This is a genomic window from Serratia sp. JSRIV004, from assembly GCF_019968705.1.
In the GTDB taxonomy this organism is placed as follows: Bacteria; Pseudomonadota; Gammaproteobacteria; order Enterobacterales; family Enterobacteriaceae; genus Chania; species Chania fonticola_B.
Window position 1 is genome coordinate 1,753,066 of sequence record NZ_CP074140.1, and the last position, 22,289, is coordinate 1,775,354.

Genomic DNA, 22,289 nt, shown 5'->3' on the forward strand with positions numbered 1-22,289 from the left:
TACCTTCAGAGATATTATAATGCTGTTAATCCGTAACCGCGTGGGTAGAGCACGTTATTATTATCTGGTGTTTTAATATCAACCGGTAATTTACCGTGAGGCGTTGCGAGGCTCTCCCCTGTTGGCCCCTTGAATAGCGTTCTTAAACCGCTGCGGATGTTGGTTTCCAGACTGTTACGGACGTTATTGGTCACATCAAAACCGGTAATACCATAAATCGCAATATTGGCTTTTACGCCCGATAAATAAGCGATGTCATAGGGATTACGCGTTGCAATCACCACCAGAGGGATATTTTGTTTATTGGCGACGTCGATGATGCGTTGGGCGTTGGCCGGGTTGAGCTTCAGGTTGTAGGTGGCCAGGATAACCAACTGTTGATCTTGCAGTTGCTGCTCAATTTCTTCCGTTGTTAATGTGTCCTGATCCAGCTTAACCACCTGATCTTTGACGTTTAAGCCCACTTTCAACTCATTGGCAATCTGAGCTAAATGCTTGTTGATTAACTCATTGCGCGGGCCTTCGTCCGAAAAGACCATGATGTTGTTTTGTGCTTTAAGCGCATAAGGCAGCACCCGGTCGTTTTTGATCAGCGTAATGGCCTGCTCCGAAATGGCGTTTTCCAGATCCTTGTGCGCCTTGGAGGCGACAATGGTTTCAGCCGTGGCAGCATCATGAGGCGCAGGGGAGATGCGTTTGCTGAGCTTGGTATAAATCACCCGCTGCGCAGAATCTTCAATGCGTCGCTTCAGCACCGGATCTTTTTCCGCTTCGGCCTGCAAATAAGCATACAGTTCGCCGAGTTGTTCAATACTGGCGCTGTCTTTAATCCCTATAGGCATCAAGACAATATCATTACCGGCTAAAATAGCCTGCTTGATGGACCAATGACGGTCAAAATTGCCGGTAATGGCCCCCATGTCCATGGCATCCGTCAGGATCAGCCCATCAAACTTGAGTTGATTACGCAGGGTATCGGTCAAGATTGCTTTGGATAAGGTGGCCGGGGTACCGATTTTCTCTCCCTTGATGTTGGTCAGGAGGGTGCTATCAAGCGCTGGCACCACCACATGGGCGGTCATGATGGCATCGGTATCGGGCATCACGTCGACAAAGGGTTTCAGTTCGGTCTGTTGCCATGAAGCCTTATCCGTGTTGACGCTGGGGAGGGCAAAATGGGTATCCGAGGCGACGTTGCCATGCCCAGGGAAGTGCTTCAGAGAGGTGAGCACCGGATATTGGTGAATACCTTCGATATAGCTGTGAGCTAATTTCCCAACCAGAATCGGATCGTCGGAATAAGAGCGAACGCCGATGACTGGGTTATTCTGGTTGTTATTCACATCCACTACCGGCCCAAAGTTAAAGTTAAACCCAAGGCTGCTTAACTCATAACCATGGATATTCCCGGCTTGTTTGGCTAAATCGGCCACACCGGTAGCCCCCAAGGCCATATTGCCCGGCATCTCGGTGCCCACACGCAGGCGGGTAACATACCCACCTTCCTGATCGGTACTGATAAACAGCGGTAAGTTACTCCGTGCGTGCTGGAAATTATTAATCAACTCAACCGCTTGTGGGGTATTAATCAGGTTTTCACGGAACAGGATCACTGAACCCAAATGATAGTCAGTCATCATTTTACTGACGTGGGTATTCATCTCAATAAAAGGCGTTTTACTTTCGCTACTGTTTTCATCCCAGGAACGAATGTCAACCATCAACATTTGCCCGAGTTTTTCTGCAAAACTCATGTCGACACTGAGCTTTTCAGCCGCGTCTTTGGGGGAAAGCCACATTTCTTTTAGTTGGGCTTCTGGAATAGCGGCCGCGTAGCTTCCGGCACTAAATAAAAAGATGGCCGGTATTATTTTTTTCATGGGATGACTCCGAGGTATCAATTTCCGGCGATTGTACATTCCAAAGCAGGTAATAAAGTGATAATTATCACAGTTGATCGATTCGTGTTTGTGATGCGTAAAGGAATAATGCCGGTTTTTTATACCGGCATTGTATCGACCAGCTTGATTGGTAAAGGGGGCGAGCAAAGAATAACCCTTTAAGGGCAAGAATATCTTGCGCTAATTATTTTAATCCCGTCATGAAAAGTTAAGATAATTCTTGTCATTGTTTTAATGGTATTCGGTTTTTTCTGCTGGTCAGTCGTCCAGGTTATTAATGGTCATGCTCGCATTCAGCACCAGAGGTTTGGCTATCTCTTTGCGTCGTTGCATTAACGCCAGGAAAATCAAATCCGTCAGGGTATTCTGTGCGGTTCTGGACGAAATCGAAGAACTCCGCCACTCGTTTTCATCAGAGACACTTTCCAATACATAATCGGCTATTTTGGCTAAAGGATTGTCCTTGCTGCCGGTTATGGCGACCACCGTCGCTCCCTGTGCTTTTGCCATCGAGGCGGCGATATGCATATCTTTCCTGCGGCCACTGAAAGAAATAACGATTTGAACGTCTTTGGGGGTTAGCGCCTGTGCGGTGGCGATCTGGACGTGAAGGTCGGCTTCTACCAGGCTCAGGATACCGATCTTTTGTAATTTGTAGCTCAAATCTTTGGCGGTGAGGCCCGAGCCCCAAATACCCACGATCTGCACGCGTTGAGCGTTATCGATGATATCAACCACCCGTTGGAAAATGGGGAAATCGATCCTTTTTGTCGTCTCTACGATGGCGGTATTTTTCTCATGAGCCAGTTTTTGTGCCACCACCATCAAAGAATCTTCCGACGAGATGGCGTTATGCAAGGCCTTATGCGGAGAGGACTTGAACAGGTTATTTCTGCCCAGCTCCTCACTGATGGCAATTTTCAGTGCGGGGAAGCCTTTCATGCCGATTTTCTGGCTAAACTTGACGATGGCTGACTGGCTGACACCAGCATCTTCAGCAAACTGGGATGAAGACATGCTCAGGACGGCTTCCGGGTTATCAAGGATATATTTAGCGATTTTTTGCTGGTTTTCGGCCAGGCTTGGCAGCAACCAGGTGATTTCGTTCAGGACTGACATCAACAATATCTCCACTGTGTGTAATAGATTATTCCAGTTAGGGGGCTTTTCATTCCTTTGACTTATTTAATTGAAATTGTTGAAAATTAAAATTTAAATGGCGGTTTTTTTTGCGCTTTATTCCTGCTTTACCTCGCGCCTGGAATCGACTTACCGTGACGATTATCACATTTGCCGAATAAATAATTCCTTAACATTGTCGAAAATCTTAACCCATTGGAAGCCCCCATGAAGATAAATTTAAGCCAGATGGTGACGGAAAGCCGCAACCCGGCCAGTTCGCAAATTGATACGTTGCCCACTCTGGATATGCTCGCCGTGATCAACAGCGAAGACCAAAAAGTACCGCTGGCGGTAGCTGCTACCCTGCCAGCAATCGCCAGGGTAGTGGATCTGGTGGTAGACGCTTTTGCCTGCGGTGGCCGATTGATTTATTGCGGTGCGGGTACTTCTGGTCGGTTGGGTATCCTGGATGCCAGTGAGTGCCCACCAACATACGGTACACCGCGTGAGCAGGTGGTTGGGCTGATCGCAGGGGGCCATACCGCGATTTTACAGGCGGTAGAAAATGCCGAAGATAATCCGCAAATGGGCGAACAGGATCTGCGTAATCTCGATTTCAATGCACGTGATGTGCTGGTTGGTATCGCGGCGAGTGGCCGCACCCCTTATGTACTGGGGGCTATGGCGTATGCTCGTAGCGTTGGGGCAACTGCCGTGGCCATCTCATGCAATCCAAATAGCGCAATGAGCCAGGCGGCGGATATCGCCATTGAACCGGTGGTGGGCCCTGAAGTGGTGACGGGGTCGTCGCGCATGAAAGCGGGAACGGCGCAGAAGTTAATTCTGAATATGATCACCACCGGTGCGATGATCCGCAGCGGCAAGGTTTACAGCAACCTGATGGTCGATGTGGAGGCCACCAACGCCAAGCTTATACAGCGCCAGGTTAATATTGTGGTCGAAGCCACGGAGTGCAGCCCTGAAGAGGCGGAAGAGGCACTTAATCAATGTCAGCGCCACTGCAAAACCGCGATTGTCATGATCCTCGGCGGCTTGTCTGCACCTGAGGCCAGCGCGGTTTTGAGTAAAAACAAAGGATTTATCCGTCAAGCACTGCAAGGGATACAGGCATAACCATGGCGAAAATAACCGTTCCTATGATAGAGCAAATTTTACTCCTGGTGGGTGGCAGTAAAAATATCATTATCTGCGGTAACTGCATGACCAGGCTGCGTCTGACGTTAAAAGATCGTCAGCAAATACAAGTCGATGAGTTGAAGAAGATCCCTGGCGTAATGGGGGTAGTTAACGGCGACGATCAACTGCAGATTATCCTCGGCCCTGGCAAAGCGCAAACTGCCAGCGAGATGATGAATGCGTTGTTAACGGCGCAACCGCAGCAGGAACGGGGGAATGCCGAGCAAGCTGACTTGCAGGCCTTGGCAAGTGAAAACAAGCAGCAGATGAAAGCCAAGCAAAATAGCGCGGTGCATAATTTCCTGACTAAGTTTGCCACGATTTTTACGCCGTTGATCCCAGGTTTTATTGCCGCAGGGTTGTTGTTGGGGATCGCTACCCTGATGCAGCAAACGCTGATCGTGGAGGGCGTGGCACCGGCCGCATGGCTCAAAGGGCTGATCGCTTACATGAAAGTGTTCAGCATCGGTTTGTTTACCTTCCTCAGTATCCTGATTGGCTTTAACACTCAGAAGGCCTTTGGTGGCACCGGGGTTAACGGTGCGATCATCGCTTCGCTGTTTGTTTTACGCTATGTACCAGAAGGAACTACCGGCTACTACGCAGGGATGAGCGACTTTTTTGGGCTGGCGATCGACCCACGCGGTAACATCATTGGGGTTCTACTGGCCTGTATCTTGGGCGCATGGATCGAAAGGCAGGTACGCCGGGTGATCCCCGATAATCTGGATATGATCCTGACCTCGTCAATTACCCTGCTGATCACTGGCGCCATTACCTTTGTGGTGATTATGCCGGTTGGCGGTGAGTTGTTTAAGGGCATGTCATGGCTGTTTATGCACCTGAACGGCAACCCGTTCGGCACCGCCATTCTGGCCGGGTTGTTCCTGATCGCCGTCGTGTTTGGCATTCATCAGGGCTTTGTGCCGGTTTACTTTGCCTTGATGGATGCGCAGGGCTTTAACTCGCTGTTCCCTATTCTGGCGATGGCCGGTGCAGGGCAGGTGGGGGCGTCGCTGGCGCTGTTTGCTCGCTCGCCTAAAGGCTCTCTGCTGCGTACCCAGATTAAAGGGGCCATTTTCCCCGGCCTGCTGGGGATTGGGGAGCCGCTGATTTATGGTGTCACCTTACCGCGCCTGAAGCCATTCGTTACTGCCTGTCTGGGGGGCGCGGTCGGTGGTTTCTTTATCGGTCTGGTTGCCTGGATGGGGTTGCCGGTGGGGCTGAATACGGTGTTTGGTCCTTCGGGTCTGGTGTCGATTCCATTAATGACCTCAGCCAAGGGGATTTTCGCGGGCATGCTGGTGTATGTCGCCGGTATATTGATCTCCTATATTGCCGGATTTATTCTGACCTGGCTGTTTGGCAGCAAGGATGTGGATTTAAGCTGATAATAACCAGGTTTTAACCGGCTTATACCCTAGGGGCGCTGCATGCAGCGCCCCTAGTCGTCACCATGAACAACAGTAACCCAATATATCAAGCCTTGCTCCCTTGCCCAACGTGACCCCAAACCATCTCGCCCTTATGGAACGTGGCGGTCCTTGGGGAAATACGCGCTACCGCCTCGGCGGAGCAGGAAGCATCAACCAGCACGAAGCTGGCATCGTCCTGGGCTTTCGGCCATACGCGTTCGCCCTTATCGTTCAGCGGTAAGACATCACCGGTGGCGATAGCCAGCGAGCGCGATAAGGTTCCCTCATTCGGGCGAATGTAGAGCTGGGCATAGAGATTGGCTTTCTCCAACATGTCACCCAGGCCATACGGCGACCAGTGGTCGATCACGCTGTCGGTGCCGGTCATCAAGAACACGCCTTTCTTGCGCAGTTGGCTGAGTGGCATATGCATAGTGCCAATCGGTACCGTGCTGGCAATAGTGATTTGCTGCGCCGCCATGCGGGTGGCGATTTCATCGACCTGCTGTTCATTCATCATCGCCAACGCAAAGGCGTGGCTAATGGTCAGTTTGCCCTTGAGTTGTGGCGTTTTCTCGACGGTTGCCACCATGTAGTTCACCGCCGAAATGCCTGCCGGGCTGGTTTCGTGCAGGTGGATGTCCACCCCTTTGTTATAATCCAGCGCGATCTGAAACATGCTATCGAGCGACTTTTCCATTGCGCCATCGACGTTGGTCGGGTCCAGGCCACCGACGTAATGTGCTCCTGCCTGCATTGCCTCACGCATCAGCGGCTCTGATTTCGAATACAGCAAGCCATGCTGTGGGAACGCGACAATTTCACAGTCAAAGCCAGACTTGCGACGTGCCAGCACTTCTTGCAGATTCTCCAGGTTTTTCAGACCGGAGGTTGGCTCAACGTTGCAATGGCTGCGAGCGGTGGTGGAACCGTAGGACTGAATCAGATCGATCAGCTTTTCGGCCCGTTCTTGGGTGTAAGGTTGCAGCTCCGGCAGCAGTTTCTGCTCCAGCCGAATCATATCCTTGATGGTGGTACCCGCCGGGCGATTCAGCGAACGCCATGGGCCGCCGTAAAAGGTTTTGTCCAGATGGATGTGCATATCACGCATGGCGGGCAGCATCAGTTTGCCGCCAGCGTCGTAGACCGGCAGCGTACTGTCCGCATGCTGGCGGTTATCGCGCAGGGCAACGATCTTGCCCTGGTTGATTTCCAGCGTTTTCAGTTCGGTGTGGGTACTGACCGGTGTTGCTCCGTCAAATTCGAAACCCGCCTCCAGCAGTACGTTATCCAGATAATAGTGTTTGTCGCTAATTTTCATGCGCTGGTCCGTCTCACAGTTCGCGGTTGCCGGGGTAGCAGCATAACCGACGGAGGAGGTTGCACCCAATAGTGCGCAGGCCGCAGCCACTTTGCCACTATGGCTCAAAAACTCACGGCGGCTTTTGTTCTCATTCATCTGTTCTTCCCTCTCAGAGGTTAACGATATGGGTGCCCGTTTCACCGCGCAGTGCGGCGGGGAGGCAATCCGGCGAGGTGATGACGACGCGTTTGCCGCCATCGCGCAAGAACGCCAGGCTGGCGACGATCTTCGGCAGCATGCTGCCAGCAGGGAAGTGCCCCTCTGCCATATAGCGGGTCATTTGGGCCACGTTCACCTGGCCTAACGCCTGCTGATTCGGTTTGCCGAAGTGAATGCACACTTTCTCTACGCCAGTGGTGATCACCAGCACGTCGGCGCGGATTTCCCTGGCGAGCAGGGCAGTGGAGAGATCTTTATCGATCACCGCATCGACGCTTTGGTAATCCCCTTGTGCATCACGCGCGACAGGGATGCCACCGCCACCCGCGCCGATCACCACAAACCCTTGCTGCGTGAGTGCCTTGATTGCGTCGGCTTCCACGATCCTGATGGGTTCCGGTGAGGCGACCACCCGGCGATAGCCGCGGCCAGAGTCCTCGACAAACCGCCAGCTTGGGTATTGCTGCAATAACGCATCGCGCTGTTGTTCGCTAAAGAAAGCGCCGATAGGTTTAGTGGGGTTAGTGAAGGCGGGATCCTGTTTATCCACTTCAACCTGCGTGATGACGGTTACCGCTTTCTGCCCGCCATGCTGCGCCAGGCGGTTGTTGAGTGCCTGCTGAATGAGGTAGCCGATACCGCCTTGGGTATCCGCCACGCAGTTGGCCAGCGGGGTCAGCGGTAGCCCTTCATGTTCGTGAGCCACTTCGGCACGGCGCAACTCCAGCCCCACCTGCGGGCCGTTGCCGTGGGTGAGTACGATGTGGTAATCCGATGCCAGCATCTCCAGCACCGAGTCTGCGACCTTTTTCACCGCCTCGGCCTGATGTTCTACGGTCTGACTGGCGTTGTCTTTGATAATGCTGTTGCCACCAATGGCGACGACGACGAGTTCTTTCATCTGGGTTTTCCGATTAAAAAGGCCGTTTAAACAGGGGCGGGAGCTGGTGATTGCCCCTCACCCTAACCCTCTCCCACAGGGAGAGGGAACCGATCGAGTGTGCTGATTGCCCTGTGTAATACCTTGTATTTCTTGTTCTTATGCCCTACTTTCCGAAGCCGCACAGCCTTATCAAAGATGCCGGGCAGCTCCCTCTCCCTGTGGGAGAGGGTTGGGGTGAGGGGGCTCTTGTACCGGGGCGGCCACCGTTTCACGACTATCGAGAAAATGCTTCACCACAAACATGGCCGACATCATCAGGTAAGCCAGCGTGAACAGCAATGAGCTTCCCTCGGCAAAGCCCACGGCTGGCGCATGGATCACGCCGAACAGCGCCAGCAGTGCACCGGTTGCCGCCGCTACCGCACCACGCAGCGGTTTGTTGATGATGGCGAAAATCGCGACACATCCCCAAAGCATACTGGCCAGCGGCGCACCGCTACCCAAATGCACCAGTCCCTGGTAATACACACCTTTGCTATGCAGCAACTCTGCGCCCAGCTTGGCTCCTGAGGTGCCCGCCGCACCCAGCACGCTGTTAACCACGGTTAATCCCCAGTTGGCGATCCACGGGAACAGACAGATGAAGATCACCGGGACCTCGATTTTCGGCGTTTCCCTCACCACCTGGTTGGCGGTGACCACGCCGATAAACACCAGGATAGGCACGATCGCCGTCATCGGGATCACCGCCAACATAAAGGCACCTAGCCCGAACAGCGGTACCAGGAACATCGTCACGCCGGACGCCAAGGTGTAACCAATGCTGGCCCCCATGGCTTTCCAACCGGCGTGGCCAACATACACGGTCACCGGGAACGGGTTGCCCAGCAGGCAGCCGAACATAGAGGAGAGGCCGTTGGCCATCATCACTTTGCGGGTGTTGTATTCATCCCCGGCGGCGTGCGCACTCTCGATGTTCTCCAGGTCAAAGATGTAGTTCGCCAGCCCCAGCGGGACGGCAGAGGCCAGATACGGCAGCGCGTGTGGCAGGCCCTGCATAAAGCTGTCGACATGGAATCCTGGCGGGTTAAAGCCAAAGGAAGACATCGAGGCTTTAATCGCATCTGGGCTTTGCAGGCCGGAGATCCACGCCAGCGCGGTACCGGCGATCAGCAGCAGCAAACCGGTCGGAATGCGGGCGAATATGGGCTTTTTGCCAAACCAGTTGATAAAGATCAGCAGCAGCACGATGAACGAAACGGTTGGCGCTTCGAACGCTTGCAGCATCGGGTTCATCGCCAGCAGCAACAGCCCCAAGCCGGAAAGGCAGGAGAGCAGCACGGTGCGCGGGATCATCTTGCGGATGGTTTCGCCGAGGAAAGAGCCGCCCACCAGGATCAGTGCCTCAACAAAGCACCACACCAGGCCGATCGAAATGGCAAAGTCCGCATCGCCGGTGGACTGATAAACCGGCATCAGCACCAGGAAGGTCACGGTAAAAATAGACGGTGCGCTCGGGCCAGACGGCAGCGCGGTCACATCGCTCCGCCCGGTCTGGCGAGCCATTTGCAGCCCAAACCAGGTGTAACAGATACTGGCCATCATCACGGCCAGACCAAAGGCCGGGGCTATGCGCCCGTAGACGATCTCTTTTGGGATACCCACTACGAAGATGAGCAGCCCCATCATGGTGAGCAGGTTGGTCAGGTTATTGGTCATCAGCCCGAAGTAGGCTGCCCAGTCACCGCGTTTCCATTCTAATTTCATTTTGTTCATGGAAAATCCTTCACAGGTCGTTTAACAACTCTCGACGATCCACGGGATCGCCATTGGTCCTGCAGGTGAACAACTCTCTGGTGTCAGGTGGGGCTAACGCTGGGTTAGCCCCGTTATTTTTTTATTGGCAGTAGTGGTCGCGATAACTCAGTATTGCTTTCTCGAAACAGGCAAACGGTGGATGGACAATCCCGGCACCGATCATGCCAATCCCCGCATCTTTATGGGCAATGGCGGTGTTGATCACCGGCAGGATGCCACTGCTGCCGACCTTGGTAATATCGATCGCCGTTGGGATCCCCATAAACGACAGCAGGGGAATGGTGACGTTAGGGTTTTCGCCCAAGGTGATTTCACGCATCTGACGCGAGAAATCAATCGCCTCATCCACGGTGCCCCCTACCAGTGCGACGATGGCCGGAGCGGTCGCCATGGCAAAACCGCCAATGCCGTAGGTTTCAGTGATGGCGCTGTCGCCGATATCCAGCCCCGAGTCTTCCGGTTTATAGCCTGCAAACATCGGGCCGATAACCTGCTGTGCCGCGCCGGTAAACCACTGGCCTGGTAGCCCGCTGATGCGCAAACCAAACTCAACGCCGTTGCGCGCCATGGTGGTGACCACGGTGCTGTATTCAATGCCGTGTGCCGCATCCATCGCCGCTTTGCACATCGCCATCCAGGTTGGGCCGGAGAAGTAATCGCTGCTGGCGACAAAGTCGAAGACTTCGCGCTGCTGCTCTACCGGGTAGCCCGCCTGGATAATCCACGGCGTCAGCGCCTGGATCAGCAGCGTAGTACCCGCATTGTTGCGGTTGTGACACTCGTCGCCCATATGCAGCGCCTGCGCCAGCATCAGCCGCAGGTCGATCTCACCGGCCAGCTTCATGGCATCGCGCAGCATCGGACCTTGCACATCGCGCATCCAGTTCAGGCGGTCGATCACGCTCTGGTCATTGGCTCCCATGCGCAGGATCTTCGCCATCTGCTCGCTCATATTGGTATAAGCGCGGTTGCCGTAGGTTTTGTTTTCTACGATATGCATGAACATCGATGCAGACGTCACACCCGCCATCGAACCGACACAGTCATGCTCATGGCACGGCGAGAAGATGATTTCGCCGGAGGCGGCCAGTTCTGCGGCTTCCTCGAGGTTGGCTGCCAATCCTTCAAACACCAGCGCACCGGTGACCGCGCCTTTCATCCCACCGCACATTTTCTGCCAGGTGATCGGCGGGCCTGCATGTAAAATGGTGTTGCGCGTCATCCCTGGGACGACGTTGATTGCCTGGTCATAACCTACCAGCACCGGATGCGACTGAATAATGCGTTCCAGCGCCAGTTTGTTGGCGGCAGCCACTTTCTCGGCAAGGCTTGGGGAGGCAATCTGATCGAGCGCCTCAACCACCGCCATATTGCCCTGGCCTGGCGGAGTCCAATCGAGCTGGGTTACTGGCACATGCTGTTTTTTCAGGTCATCACTGAACATGGCGATACCGACGTTAATAACGTTCAGCGGTTGGTTAAATAATGAGTGGCTCATCAGGCTTTCCCTCCTTTACAGACAAATTCACGCGCCAGCAATCCGGTATTGGTGCTGCTGCTAGCCCAGATCACGCCCGCATCGGTGAGCATCTGGCACTGCTGCTGTAGCGACGGCGTATCGAGATCGGTACCTAGCACATAGCCGAGGATCTCCAACGGTCGGCCCTCGCTGGCCGCAATCGCCTTAGCCTCTTTGATCGCCTCGATCATTACGCCCACCGGATCTTCGTGAGATCCAAAGCCAAGCACGAAGTCCATCACGATCACGCCGACTTCGGGATCGCGCGCTTCCTGCAACAGACGTTGGATGCGGTTGGTTGGGTCGATCATCGGGTGCGGTTTGCCATTGGTGAAGTCGTCATCGCCAAAGTCGAGGAAGGTGTGCGCCACGCTGCGGTTGAGGTCTTTCAGGCGCATGGCCGGGTCAGGTTGAATATTGCTGTAGACGTCGTCGTATTTTTCCAGTGCGGCAAACATCGCTTCGTCGCACAGGGTGCCGCCACAGAACAGACCGCGAATGTATTTTTGCTGCGGTGTCAGTTTGGCACGCACTTCTTCAATCAGCGGCCAGTTCAGTGGATGCAGCTCGAGAGACTCTTCTTTGATGCCGGTAAGCAGCACGGCCTTTAACGCTGCCTGCTTGGTTGCACGCGCAAACTGCAATCCTGGCTCATCGGCTGGTGGCTCATTGCGCCCAAGGAAGCAAACCACTACGGGTTTACGGCAGGCACGGGCACGTTCGAGCACGGTGTGTGCCACGGCTGGGGCAGGGGGCTTGGAGACTAGTACAATCACTTCTGTATCGTTGTCGTTCTCTAGCATCGCTATCGCATCCAGCATCATCCGGCCACCAATCTTCTCACTCAGATCGCGCCCGCCGGTGCCAATCAGCTGCGAAATGCCGCCGCCAAACTCATGGATACGCACGCTCAGCTCCTGGCTACCGGTGCCGGATGCGCCGATAATACCGATGTTGCCACGGCGAACCGCGTTACCAAAGCACAAAGCGGTGCCATTAATGATGGCGGTGCCGCAGTCTGGCCCCATCATCAGCAGGCCTTTTTCATGCGCCAACTGTTTCAGCGCCAATTCATCCTCGATGGAGACGTTATCGGAGAACAGCATCACGTTGAGATCGTTTTCCAGCGCTTGACGGGCTTCACGTGCCGCGTACAACCCGTTTACCGAGATCACCGCGAGGTTGCTCTCCGGAATATGCGTTTTCGCACTGGCGAGAGTGGCATAGCGCGCTTCGTGGCGGCCACCTTTATCTTTGTGGGTGAACAAGGCTTCGATCGCCTGTAGGGTGGCCTCGTTAGCTTCATCGCTGGCCCCCTTAATCACGATCATCAGATCGCCGTTTTTGGCGGCTTCCAGCTCTGGGGTTAACAAGCCCAGGTTTTCCAGCACTCCTTTGTTCATCTCCGTGGCCATGGCCACAAACGCTTGTTCAACGCCTTCAAGTTTGTTCGCTTTGGTGGAAATAGACATCAGCGAAACAGAGTCAAACCAGGTGTTGTTTTTTACCACTATCCTGATGGACATATTTTTCTCCAAAATATGAGGTCAAGAGGCAGGCATCGGCCATGCCATACAGCATGTCGCAACCCGAACTTGAACCGATCTGTTTAATCTTGTTAATGGTATCGATAATAAGGTGACGTTCGTCGTGCACTAATTTTTCTAACAGGTGACTTATCACTTGTCGGTAACGCTGATTGATTGCCGCCTCTAACGTAATAGCGCTTAGCAGCGTGGTTTTATGTTGCGCATTTTCCAGCGCCGCCAGAAAAATACTGCGATATTTTTGTGCCGGATGGCCGGGTAGCAGTAATATAGAGCAAAGCCCAACCAGATAATCATCACCAGAAGGCGTCAGGCCAATTCCCAAACCAATGAGGGAATGTAAGGCTTCGTCGGGAACTTCATTGCGCCGTATCGCCAGAAATAACGCATCACGATGCAGTTGTAATAATCTGGCCATTTCCCGATAAAATATATTCTCGCCACGGTAATTAAACAGCGAATTACCGGATGAAGCCTGTTGGTTAATGCATGCCCCCCATTGGTGCCAAGCAATAGATGCTCTGCTTGCTTCGGTTAAATACAGGTCAGGCTGTTGCCATGTCTGACAGTGGGAAAAATCAATCCAACTATGCTGACCTATTTCAATGCCACCCTGAGAAAACTCGACGCGATCTCCTGGGCTAAATATCTGGTCACAGTGCCTGAGCGCTATGCGGCAACTATTGGGGGCGTTATCGTACTCGTCGCTTAATAACGTGTAGAGCATGTTCTGCTCGGGAACGAACAGGTTTACCGCGCGAGAAAAAACCTGTTCGACCTGCCCACTTAGCCGCTGGCGGGGGAACGCCACCTCCGCCGATAACGCTGTAATGCACTGCCGCTGCGGCTGTGCGATGGCATTTCTCCTCTGTTAAGCGCCGGCGGCAACCAGCAGTTCAGCAATTTCGTGATAGCCTTTTTCACGGGCCAGCGTCAGGGGAGATTTACCATATTTGTCGGTCATATGCGGATTGGCACCGTGATCGAGCAGTAATTTGACAATCTCTTGCTGTTTCGCACCACCATCATTCAACACAATAGCTTCCAGCAGCGGCGTCCAACCGACAAAATTGGTGTGGTTGACGTTAATTTCGGTACGCGTCAATAATTCACGCACAATGTCGACGTGGCCTTTTTCACTGGCTGGGGTAATACCCACACCGCCAAAGCGTGTTAAGCGATCCAAATCCGGGTGGGCTGGCAATACCAGGCGTAGCAGCGTTAAGTCATTATTCAGGCAGCTCAGCAGGAAGGGGTTAAAACAGGTCTGATCCTGCTTATCAATATCGGCACCGGCAGAGATTAATAATTCCACGCAGTCGTAATGTTTATTCAGGCTGGCCAGCGTAATTGCGGTGCGGCCTTGGCGGTTGGTGGCATTGATATCAGCCCCTTTACTCAGGCAGCTTTTTAGCGCGTCGCTGTCGCCCTGTTCCGCCGCAAAAAGAAATTCTGTGATTAGCGCTTTATCAGACATATTCTAGCTCCCTATTTTTCCAGTGGGCTTTGGATGCTTTCATTGCTACTGAGAATAGCAACAGATGCTGGATAAAAACATCCGCTTAAGAATCATTCATCGCAAAGGGTGTAATTATTGAAAGTAATTCAACAATAAAGGCAAACTGTGCGTCGGCGCAATCTTTCTCTTATGTTTTACGCCTTTTGTCGCGGCAAACGTCTCTGCGGGCAATGGGCTGTCACCTCCCGCCACATCAGGCTCCAAACTAATAATCAGAAGTGTGATTGTCTTCAAATCAGTTGTAATGGCAGTGTTAAATTTTGTTCAATACTGGTTGCGTGTCATAGGATTTACAAATACATTCAACAATGCGCCCAGGGGGGAGGAGGAGTCATGAATTCTATTTTTACCGAAGAAAACCTATTGGCATTTACCACCACGGCGCGTTTTGGCAGCTTCAGCAAGGCGGCCAAAGAGCTGGATCTGACGACTTCGGCCATCAGCTATACCATCAAACGGATGGAAACCGGGCTGGACGTCGTGCTGTTTAACCGCAGCACGCGCAGCATCGAACTCACCGAGTCCGGTTTTTACTTCTACCGTAAAGCGACCGACCTGCTCAACGACTTCCATGCCATCAAGCGCGGTATTGATACCATCTCTCAGGGCATAGAGGCGCGTGTGCGCATCTGTATCAATCAGTTGCTCTATACCCCACGGCATACCGCTCGGTTGTTACAGGTGCTGAAGAAGCAATTCCCCACCTGCCATATCACGGTGACCACCGAGGTATACAACGGCGTCTGGGATTCCATCATCAACAACCAGGCCAATATCGCCATTGGCGCACCGGATACGTTACTGGACGGCGGCGGCATTGATTACACCGAAATCGGCGCCATCCGTTGGGTGTTCGCCATTGCGCCCGATCATCCCTTGGCGTTTATGCCAGAGCCGATCTCCGAGAGCCAGCTACGGCTTTATCCCAACATCATGGTGGAAGACACTGCGCATACCATCAACAAGAAGGTGGGCTGGTTGCTGCACGGGCAGGAAGCAATCCTGGTGCCGGACTTTAACACCAAGTGCCAATGCCAGATTTTAGGGGAGGGGATTGGATTCCTGCCGGAATATATGGCGCGTGAGCCGGTAGCGGAAGGGCTATTGGCGACCCGCGCCATTCATAACCCACGGCAGGATTCCAGCATGTTGCTGGCGACACAGCATGCGGCAACCGGGCAGGTGACCCAGTGGATCAAAAAGCAGTTTGCTCCGGGTGGGGTGCTGACTGGGATTTATGGGGATTTGCTCTATCGGGAGTGATGTGAGTATCTTGATGCGTAAAACCCCCTTACCCTGGCAGAAAGTAAACTGCACCTTAAAAGCTGTCTAGTCACAAATTAAGGTGCAGTGGGTTATGGCGAAAACAGTCCCTTCCCATAAATGAGTATTGGGAGTCATCGCTGGTTATTATCAAATAATATGTCGATCAGAAACTATATAAAACACCGGCCACGGCATTGATACTATAATCACGGTCGGTCATCGGGCTATCTTTCACCGTGTCGCTCATCTGCTCATTAAATCCCATCAGGAACAGCTGCCAGTCGTTATTAATGGCATAATAGCTGGCGAGAGAAATGTAAGATGTGACGCCACTTTTCGCCCGGTATTGTGGCATCCCGCTGCGCTGTGATTCCCCTTCGTTGATACCAAAATAGTAATTATTGAAGGCGCGGTTTTGCCAGCGCATGCCGAAACCGGGTACCAGCTGCAATTTGCCAAACTGGAAGCGGTACTGATAGCCGACATCGGCAATCACCCCATCGCTATAGCCTAGCACGTCGGTAGCAATATCAGCGTTGAGGCTCCCCCAATCGGCATGATACTGATAACCGATGCCTGCCATGGCGGTCGCTCGCCGCTTGTCCAGCTTCTTCATCGCCGGATCGTCGCTATCCGCAGGCTTAAAGCTTAGCGGGGAGTAGTTAACTGCCAAATGCAGATTGTGCTTTTCTGAACTCAATAGATTAATGCCGATCCCTTGGCTATTAATAAAAAACTGCTCTCCTTGATAAGTCACAATCGGTAGCGGTATATATTGTGCGTCATAGTCGCGATAGGGTAACTGTTCTGCCAGAACGCCAGCGCCTACCGACCAGTCGCCAGCATAGGCATTGCCCGTTAATAATATGGCCGCCAGCGATAGGGCATTAACTGAGAAAAGTGGCTTGCGAAAAGATATAAAATTATTTTCTATCATGATAGATATCCCAGATTTAGGTCAAAAGGTTGCCATCAGCCGCTAATAATCTGATAACTGAAATTTAATTCTTTTTAAGGTGTTAATGACGTAATGTTACTTACTCTTTAAAAAATAGCTCTTGTTCAATGGCAATAAGTAAAGTGGCTATCAACAATAATAGGGCCGTCCAGATACATTTGGTCAGCGGTGCAACCTGCATAAGCTCTGCCGCCATCACCAGGGTAAAGTGAAATAAAATGGCTGCCGGAATGCTACGCTGACAACGATAGTAGAACCAATTGGCCAGCACGGCGGCAGGAAACATGCTGATAAAAAAGTTGGTAACGTATATTCCCCCGGCCTGCCATAGTTGATGCTGATAGGTGTCTGCAATAAAGAATAAGGGTAAATGCCAGAGTGCCCATAGCCCAAAAAATATCAACGAGGTGGGCAACAGCATTGGCCAACGGCTCCTCAGGCTATCGACGCCATAACCGCGCCAGCCTAGTTCCTCCAGTATCGAGGCGATCAGTGCCAGCGGTAGCATGGGCAGAAAGCCGCTGGAAAAAGCAAACTGGGTGGTATCCAAACCTAGCCGCACTGACAGCCAAATGGCCGTCAGTAACGGCAGCAGAATTAATCCCAATAGGGTTAGCGTGCGGCCCAGCGTTATCCCTGCCAAAGAAAATACTCTGCTGCGAATATCCCTCCACAACCGCCGGTCTTGGGCCGTCCATATCATCACCCCTGTTGCCAGGGCTGGGCCAATTAATCCCAGCAGAGCCATGAATAGCGTCGACTGCAGCCTATCCGGCGAATGGCTCAGATAGGCTGCTATGGCCCACGGTAACCATGAAAACGCAAAAACCAGACCAAAAAAGCGTAGCGGAGAATAACGGATCACCGGGATCATAGCTTATTCCCCTCCTTGGATACTGGCTCCTAATACGGCGGCAAAAGACCCGGCAACGGCACCGAAGGCGCGCTCAATCAGCAACAACATGGCCTGCATACGTGCGGCTTGCTCTTCTGGCGTCCAGCTAAACATCTGGTGGCCGAACAGGAACAGCGAACCGGCGAGAATGAACTGCACCGTCGATAGCGGATCATCAACCTGAAAAACACCTTCCTGGTTTCCCTGCTCGACCACTGCCGCAAGAATTGGCCCAAAGGCCAACACCGTTTCAATATTGCTGCGCTCATGCAATGCGCGGTTCTCTGGGCGGTGTAAGTCCTCAACCAAAGCCTGCCCGGCTTCTACGGTTTGATTCTGCGAGGCTATGATGGCGCAGAACTTTTCAATCGCCCCCAGTTGCGGATCGTCAGCAATGATTTGTGAGCGGGTAACCATCTCGGCACACAGTTGCTGTGCCAGCGCTGCCAGGACTTCATCTTTGGATTTGAAGTAGTAATAAAACGTCCCCTTGGCGATACCTGCGCTGCGGACGATGGAATCAACAGAGGTCGACTCATAACCGATTTCCTGAAACAGCTCGCTTGCCGCCTGCAAAATTTCAGCCCGGCGCACCTCTGGTGTTTTCACTGTACGTACCATATTAAATCCCTCTTTTTTGTATGGAGTAGCGCTACGGTAGTAATTGACTGACGGTCAGTCAATTGAAAAATGCGGTTTTTTTGCACGCGATGGCCAGGGGCAACATGCCGCAGATTCTGACTACCGATCCGAACTCGTCCCTCTCCTTTTTTGGGGGGGGAGGAGTAACATCGAGTACGTGTCATCATTTTGTTTCCCCATCCAACCCCTTATCTTTCAATAACTCATTAGAGTTAGTTCGAGTTTGCGCTGCCTCGCAAAATTCAATCAACAACTGAACAACCTGCCGGAACTTGACCAAAGACAACATTTTTTGTGTGGTCTATGGTATCCCTACGCACGGTGTAATGGCGAAAATCTGTTCTAACAAGAACTTAACGACTAATAAAAGCACTGCTCTCAAGCAGGCAAAATGGATGGGATGCTTATGAATAAGGTAAGCAAGTTATTGATGCTATTTCTGGCAGGGATGTACGCGGTTTTTCTCTCTTTCTCGGTACAGGCAGAGGTGACACCTGCCGCCACACCGCAGAAGGTTGAAGCCAAGAATGAAACCTTCTCTGCACCTCACCCTGACCAATATAAGTCCTGGCAGGCGACCTCCGAGCAGTCCGATCGGGTAGACGCTTTGGCTGGCGACCCGCGCCTGGTTATTCTCTGGGCCGGGTACCCGTTTGCCAAGGATTACAACAAACCACGTGGTCACGCCTATGCCATCACGGATATTCGTGAATCCTTGCGTACCGGTGCACCGAAAACGGCAGAAGATGGGCCGTTGCCAATGGCCTGCTGGAGCTGCAAAAGCCCGGACGTTGCCAGGGTGATCGCCGAACAGGGCGAAGCGGCCTACTTCCACGGTAAATGGGCGCGTGGCGGGCCGGAAATCGTCAATAACCTCGGCTGTGCTGATTGCCACAATACCGCTTCCGCTGATTTTGCCGCTGGTAAACCTGCGTTACACCTTTCCCGCCCTTACGCGGCTCGTGCCATGGAAACGATAGGTAAGCCGTTTGACAAGGCCGGCCGCTTCGATCAGCAATCCATGGTGTGTGGGCAGTGCCACGTTGAGTATTACTTTGATGGAAAAGACAAAGCGGTGAAATTCCCTTGGGACAAGGGCACCACGGTCGATGACATGGAAGTGTATTACGACAATATCGAATTCTCCGACTGGACCAACCCGCTGTCCAAGACGCCAATGCTAAAAGCCCAACATCCAGAATATGAAACCTGGAGCGCGGGTATTCATGGCAAGAACAACGTCACCTGTATCGACTGCCATATGCCGAAAGTGCAAAACGCCCAAGGCAAGATCTATACCGATCACAAAATTGGCAACCCGTTCGATAACTTCGAACAAACCTGTAAGAACTGCCACACCCAGGATAAAGCCAGCATGCAGGCGGTGGTCGAAAAACGTAAGCAGGATATCAACGAGATCAAGCTGAAGGTAGAAGACCAACTGGTTCACGCGCACTTTGAAGCGAAAGCGGCCTGGGATGCCGGAGCGACCGAAGCCGAGATGAAGCCTATCTTGACCCATATCCGTCATGCACAGTGGCGTTGGGACTTTGCCATCGCTTCCCACGGTATTCAAATGCATGCGCCAGAAGTGGCATTGCGCATTTTGGGCACCGCGCTCGATCAGGCGGCGCAGGCTCGTACTCAGTTGATCCGTCTGTTAGCGACCAAGGGCATCACCACCGAAGTCAAGCTGCCGGACATCTCCACCAAGGAAAAGGCACAGTTGGCGCTGGGTATGGACATGCCGCAGCTGAACGCCGAAAAGCAGGAATTCCTCAAGACGGTGGTACCGCAGTGGGAAGAACAGGCACGTAAAACCGGGCTGTTAGGCAAATAACCCCTCCGCCCCGTGTGTGGGGCGTAAACAAATGGAGTCAATATGAGCGTACTGCGTTCGTTATTAACTACCGGGGTGCTTGCCTGTAGCCTTTGGCTGACAGTATTACCGGTATCGGCCCAGACCGACAGCCCCGCGGTTCAACAGCAATCGGCGGAAGTCACCTTGCAACGTAATCCGGATGAGGCCTGCCTGCGCTGCCACAAGCCGCAACAGAATGCGATGCACGGTAAACATGCGGGAGCCATTAACCCGAATAACAAATTGCCGCTGACCTGCACCAACTGTCACGGCTCACCTTCGCTGCATCACCGTGAGGGCGTGAAGGATGTGATGCGTTTCAACGAGCCCATGTTCGGCGTGGAACAGCAAAACAGCGTTTGCATGTCTTGCCACTTGCCGGAGACGTTGCAAAAAGCCTTCTGGCCACATGATGTACATTTGGCCAAGGTGAGCTGCGCCAGCTGCCATACGTTGCACCCGCAGCAAGATAAGGTACAAGGGCTGAACGACAAGGGGCGCATCAAGCTCTGCGTGGACTGCCACCGTCAACAACAGGATGATCCCGCGTTTAATCCAGCGTCCGTAAGGCTGGATAAGGGGCAGCCATGAGCTGCTCACGGCGCCGTTTTATCGTAGGTATTGGCGTGTTGGCGGCTGGCTCGACCCTGGCGGAAAAGCTGCTGGCGCGCACCATGAACGTCAATGGCATCCGTTACGGCATGATCCACGATGAGTCGCGTTGCATCGGTTGTACCGCCTGTATCGATGCCTGCCGCGAAGTCAATCAGGTGCCGGTGGGCGTTTCACGCCTGGAGATCGTTCGTAGCGAACCGATAGGCCAATTTCCGGACGTGAAGTACCGGTTTTTCCGCCATTCGTGCCAGCATTGCGATGACGCTCCCTGTGTACATGTCTGCCCAACGGGTGCCTCGTTTATCGATGCCGCCAGCGGCATTGTCGACGTCAACCCGGATCTCTGTGTCGGTTGCCAATACTGCATCGCTGCGTGCCCTTACCGGGTACGCTTTATTCATCCGGTGAGCAAAACGGCGGATAAATGCGATTTTTGCCGCAAGACCAACCTGCGTCAGGGCAAGCAGCCAGCCTGTGTATTGTCGTGCCCCACCAAGGCATTAACCTTTGGCAATCTCGACGATCCGCACAGTGATATTTCGCGTCTGTTGCAGCAAAAGACCACTTATCGCTACAAGATAGCGTTAGGGACACGGCCAAAAATGTATCGCGTGCCGTTTAAATATGGGGAGACAAGTCAATGACTTCTGCCTTTCATTTTGACTCTCTGGTCTGGGACTGGCCCATTGCGATTTACCTGTTCCTGATCGGCATCTCCGCCGGTCTGGTCACCCTGGCTATTCTGTTGCGCCGCTATCATCCAGAGGAGGGGGCCTCTAACAGCCGGGTAATGTTGACCACGCTGTTTGTCGCGCCAACCTCGGTCATGCTTGGGCTGGTGATCCTGATTTTCCACCTGACCCGTCCGTGGACCTTCTGGAAACTGATGTTCCACTATAGCTTCACCTCGGTGATGTCGATGGGGGTGATGCTGTTCCAGGTCTACATGGTGGTGTTGGTGGTCTGGCTGGCGCTGATTTTCCGTGACGAGGTGGCGGCGCTACAACAGCGTTGGTTGCCAAAGTTGGCGCTGATCCCGCGCCTGCTGCAGCGCTTGCTGCCGTTGTTGCGGCCAATAGAAACGGTGATGCTGGTGTTGGCGGTGCTGTTGGGGGCTTATACCGGCTTCCTGCTTTCGGCGCTGAAGTCGTACCCGATGCTGAATAACCCGTTGTTACCGGTGCTGTTCCTGTTCTCGGGCGTTTCGTCCGGGATCGCGGTGGCACTGCTGGTGGCGGCCTGCGGCCCTAAAGGTCATCTGCACAGCCGGGAAGTGCATTTCCTGCATCGCCTGGAGACGCCGGTGGTGTGGCTGGAGATCTTCCTGCTGGCGGCGTTCTTCATCGGCCTGTGGCTGGGGGATGACGGCAAACTCCGTGCCTTGTCGGCCGCGCTTGGCGGTGGGTTCTGGTCCTGGTGGTTCTGGTTGGGCGTCGTCGGCTGTGGGCTGATTATGCCATTGCTGCTGAAGGCCTTGGGCTGGGGGAAAGCGCGTTTCCATATCCTGTTGATCAGCGGCGCTAGCCTGTGTGGCGTGCTGTTGCTGCGTTATTTCATTCTGTATGCCGGGCAGATGACAGTAGCTTGAAGGCATGTTGTAGCAGAATAA

Annotated in this window: 19 protein-coding genes; 7 read left to right on the forward strand and 12 right to left on the reverse strand. The window is 53.2% G+C overall.

Features of this window, described 5'->3' with window-relative positions:
• Nucleotides 1–14 precede the first annotated feature (14 nt).
• Both KGP21_RS08415 and KGP21_RS08420 read right to left on the reverse strand, forming a co-directional pair.
• The gene (locus KGP21_RS08415; RefSeq protein WP_223537931.1) at nt 15–1,880 is read right to left on the reverse strand and encodes a glycoside hydrolase family 3 protein; all 1,866 of its coding nucleotides are present in this window, start codon (nt 1,878–1,880) and stop codon (nt 15–17) included.
• A gap of 279 nt (nt 1,881–2,159) precedes the next feature.
• A complete protein-coding gene (locus KGP21_RS08420; protein ID WP_059200098.1) occupies nt 2,160–3,020 on the reverse strand; it encodes an SIS domain-containing protein in 861 nt (286 codons plus the stop codon).
• Nucleotides 3,021–3,248: 228 nt separating this feature from the next.
• Here KGP21_RS08420 and murQ point away from each other — a divergent pair, with 228 nt between their 5' ends.
• Together murQ and murP are read left to right on the forward strand one after the other, a co-directional pair.
• The gene (gene murQ / locus KGP21_RS08425) at nt 3,249–4,157 is read left to right on the forward strand and encodes an N-acetylmuramic acid 6-phosphate etherase (RefSeq protein ID WP_209528547.1); all 909 of its coding nucleotides are present in this window, start codon (nt 3,249–3,251) and stop codon (nt 4,155–4,157) included.
• Between the two features lie 2 nt (nt 4,158–4,159).
• A complete protein-coding gene (murP, locus tag KGP21_RS08430; RefSeq protein WP_209528549.1) occupies nt 4,160–5,611 on the forward strand; it encodes a PTS N-acetylmuramic acid transporter subunit IIBC in 1,452 nt (483 codons plus the stop codon).
• Between the two features lie 88 nt (nt 5,612–5,699).
• On the opposite strand, the gene KGP21_RS08435 is transcribed toward murP, so the two are convergent.
• The 7 genes from KGP21_RS08435 to KGP21_RS08465 form a co-directional block, all read right to left on the reverse strand.
• Nucleotides 5,700–7,094 (reverse strand): amidohydrolase family protein, encoded by a 1,395-nt coding sequence (locus KGP21_RS08435; protein WP_209528551.1) that lies wholly within the window; start codon nt 7,092–7,094, stop codon nt 5,700–5,702.
• A gap of 13 nt (nt 7,095–7,107) precedes the next feature.
• Nucleotides 7,108–8,058 carry a carbamate kinase family protein gene (locus KGP21_RS08440; RefSeq protein WP_209528552.1) on the reverse strand — a complete coding sequence of 317 codons (951 nt, stop codon included), beginning with the start codon at nt 8,056–8,058 and terminating at the stop codon, nt 7,108–7,110.
• Between the two features lie 171 nt (nt 8,059–8,229).
• The gene (locus KGP21_RS08445; RefSeq protein ID WP_209528554.1) at nt 8,230–9,816 is read right to left on the reverse strand and encodes a xanthine permease; all 1,587 of its coding nucleotides are present in this window, start codon (nt 9,814–9,816) and stop codon (nt 8,230–8,232) included.
• A gap of 121 nt (nt 9,817–9,937) precedes the next feature.
• Complete coding sequence (locus KGP21_RS08450; protein WP_209528556.1) at nt 9,938–11,356, reverse strand: DUF1116 domain-containing protein; 1,419 nt, start codon at nt 11,354–11,356, stop codon at nt 9,938–9,940.
• Nucleotides 11,356–12,903 carry an acyl-CoA synthetase FdrA gene (fdrA, locus tag KGP21_RS08455; protein WP_209528558.1) on the reverse strand — a complete coding sequence of 516 codons (1,548 nt, stop codon included), beginning with the start codon at nt 12,901–12,903 and terminating at the stop codon, nt 11,356–11,358. Before fdrA ends, KGP21_RS08450 begins: the two co-directional genes overlap by 1 nt.
• Nucleotides 12,863–13,651, reverse strand: coding sequence for a DUF2877 domain-containing protein (locus tag KGP21_RS08460; RefSeq protein WP_245208602.1), 789 nt, complete (start codon nt 13,649–13,651; stop codon nt 12,863–12,865). Before KGP21_RS08460 ends, fdrA begins: the two co-directional genes overlap by 41 nt.
• Before the next feature lie 144 nt (nt 13,652–13,795).
• Nucleotides 13,796–14,401 (reverse strand): ankyrin repeat domain-containing protein, encoded by a 606-nt coding sequence (locus KGP21_RS08465; RefSeq protein WP_223537932.1) that lies wholly within the window; start codon nt 14,399–14,401, stop codon nt 13,796–13,798.
• 375 nt (nt 14,402–14,776) lie between these two features.
• Between KGP21_RS08465 and KGP21_RS08470 the strand changes: the two genes are divergently transcribed.
• The gene (locus KGP21_RS08470) at nt 14,777–15,706 is read left to right on the forward strand and encodes a LysR substrate-binding domain-containing protein (protein WP_021180041.1); all 930 of its coding nucleotides are present in this window, start codon (nt 14,777–14,779) and stop codon (nt 15,704–15,706) included.
• 166 nt (nt 15,707–15,872) lie between these two features.
• Here KGP21_RS08470 and KGP21_RS08475 read toward each other — a convergent pair whose 3' ends face one another.
• The 3 genes from KGP21_RS08475 to KGP21_RS08485 form a co-directional block, all read right to left on the reverse strand.
• Nucleotides 15,873–16,646, reverse strand: coding sequence for a MipA/OmpV family protein (locus tag KGP21_RS08475; RefSeq protein WP_223537933.1), 774 nt, complete (start codon nt 16,644–16,646; stop codon nt 15,873–15,875).
• Nucleotides 16,647–16,746: 100 nt separating this feature from the next.
• Complete coding sequence (locus tag KGP21_RS08480) at nt 16,747–17,541, reverse strand: CPBP family intramembrane glutamic endopeptidase (RefSeq protein ID WP_223537934.1); 795 nt, start codon at nt 17,539–17,541, stop codon at nt 16,747–16,749.
• Nucleotides 17,542–17,544: 3 nt separating this feature from the next.
• Nucleotides 17,545–18,183, reverse strand: coding sequence for a TetR/AcrR family transcriptional regulator (locus tag KGP21_RS08485; protein ID WP_021805370.1), 639 nt, complete (start codon nt 18,181–18,183; stop codon nt 17,545–17,547).
• Between the two features lie 451 nt (nt 18,184–18,634).
• Here KGP21_RS08485 and nrfA point away from each other — a divergent pair, with 451 nt between their 5' ends.
• The 4 genes from nrfA to nrfD are packed head-to-tail and all read left to right on the forward strand — an operon-like array spanning nt 18,635 to nt 22,268.
• The gene (nrfA, locus tag KGP21_RS08490; RefSeq protein WP_306459511.1) at nt 18,635–20,044 is read left to right on the forward strand and encodes an ammonia-forming nitrite reductase cytochrome c552 subunit; all 1,410 of its coding nucleotides are present in this window, start codon (nt 18,635–18,637) and stop codon (nt 20,042–20,044) included.
• 42 nt (nt 20,045–20,086) lie between these two features.
• Nucleotides 20,087–20,656, forward strand: coding sequence for a cytochrome c nitrite reductase pentaheme subunit (gene nrfB, locus KGP21_RS08495; protein ID WP_024486114.1), 570 nt, complete (start codon nt 20,087–20,089; stop codon nt 20,654–20,656).
• Nucleotides 20,653–21,324 carry a cytochrome c nitrite reductase Fe-S protein gene (gene nrfC, locus KGP21_RS08500; RefSeq protein ID WP_021180036.1) on the forward strand — a complete coding sequence of 224 codons (672 nt, stop codon included), beginning with the start codon at nt 20,653–20,655 and terminating at the stop codon, nt 21,322–21,324. The genes nrfB and nrfC overlap by 4 nt, the downstream gene beginning before the upstream one ends.
• Entirely contained in the window at nt 21,321–22,268 is a 948-nt protein-coding gene (gene nrfD / locus KGP21_RS08505; protein ID WP_021805366.1) for a cytochrome c nitrite reductase subunit NrfD, read from the forward strand. The genes nrfC and nrfD overlap by 4 nt, the downstream gene beginning before the upstream one ends.
• Nucleotides 22,269–22,289 lie beyond the last annotated feature (21 nt).